Genomic DNA, 1133 nt, shown 5'->3' with positions numbered 1-1133 from the left:
CTGACCACAACTTGTCGCCACACCCAGTTCATTGCGCACCTGACGAAAAGAGGTTTTGCCTTCATCCATCAAAGAATGAATATCTCTGTCAGAAACACCTTTACACAAACAAACTAACATTATTTTCGCTCACTTAAACAACGGAGCAAATGATAGTCGCAATACGAATCATTATCAACAACATTCACCAATTATTTTTGTTGTCGTTTTGTGGTTTGAAGCGTCTACACCCACACATAAAACTAAGATAGACTATGTGCCCATTTTTGCACCGCACTATAGATAAGCGGTGTTGCGTATTCCATTGATTTAAGAAGAAGCATGCAAGAACAATACTCTCCGAAAGAAATAGAACAGAATGCACGAGATTTTTGGGAAGCGAACAATAGCTTTGCCGTAACCGAGGACTCGTCTAAAGAAAAGTACTACTGCCTTTCCATGTTCCCATACCCTAGCGGCAAGCTGCACATGGGGCACGTACGCAATTATACGATTGGAGATGTTGTTTCTCGTTACCAGCGCATGCTGGGTAAAAACGTTATGCAACCAATGGGTTGGGATGCTTTTGGACTTCCAGCAGAAAACGCTGCAATCAAAAACGGCGTCGCTCCAGCTAAATGGACATACGAAAACATTGATTACATGAAAAGTCAGCTTAAGCAATTAGGCTTTGGTTATGACTGGGATCGAGAATTAGCGACCTGCCGCCCTGAATACTACAAGTGGGAACAATGGTTCTTCACTAAGCTATATGAGCGCGGCTTAGTGTACAAAAAGAACGCAACTGTTAACTGGGACCCTGTTGACCAAACTGTTCTTGCAAACGAGCAAGTTGTCGATGGCCGTGGCTGGCGTTCTGGCGCAATTGTCGAGCGCAAAGAAATCCCACAGTGGTTTATCAAAATCACCGATTATGCAGAAGAACTACTTAACGACTTAGATCAGCTTGATGAATGGCCTGAGCAAGTTAAAACGATGCAGCGCAACTGGATTGGCCGATCAGAAGGTCTTGAATTCAGCTTTGGCATCAAAGACTCAGACGAAACGCTAAGCGTTTATACCACACGACCAGATACTCTGATGGGTGTAACGTATGTAGCGGTAGCCGCTCAACACCCACTTGCTACACGTGG

The 1133-nt window shown here is 44.2% G+C and carries 2 protein-coding genes; one reads left to right on the top strand and one right to left on the bottom strand.

What is annotated here, in order from left to right; genetic code table 11:
• A partial coding sequence (locus A3738_RS32565) for a (2Fe-2S)-binding protein (protein ID WP_197473671.1) occupies window positions 1-120 on the bottom strand: 120 nt, incomplete at its 3' end.
• Window positions 121-321: 201 nt separating this feature from the next.
• Here A3738_RS32565 and A3738_RS07285 point away from each other — a divergent pair.
• On the top strand, window positions 322-1133 hold an 812-nt coding region (locus A3738_RS07285; RefSeq protein WP_156504051.1), incomplete at its 3' end, for a class I tRNA ligase family protein.

It is taken from the genome of Oleiphilus sp. HI0066 (assembly GCF_001635725.1).
This window is presented reverse-complemented; position numbering and strand designations above follow the sequence as displayed.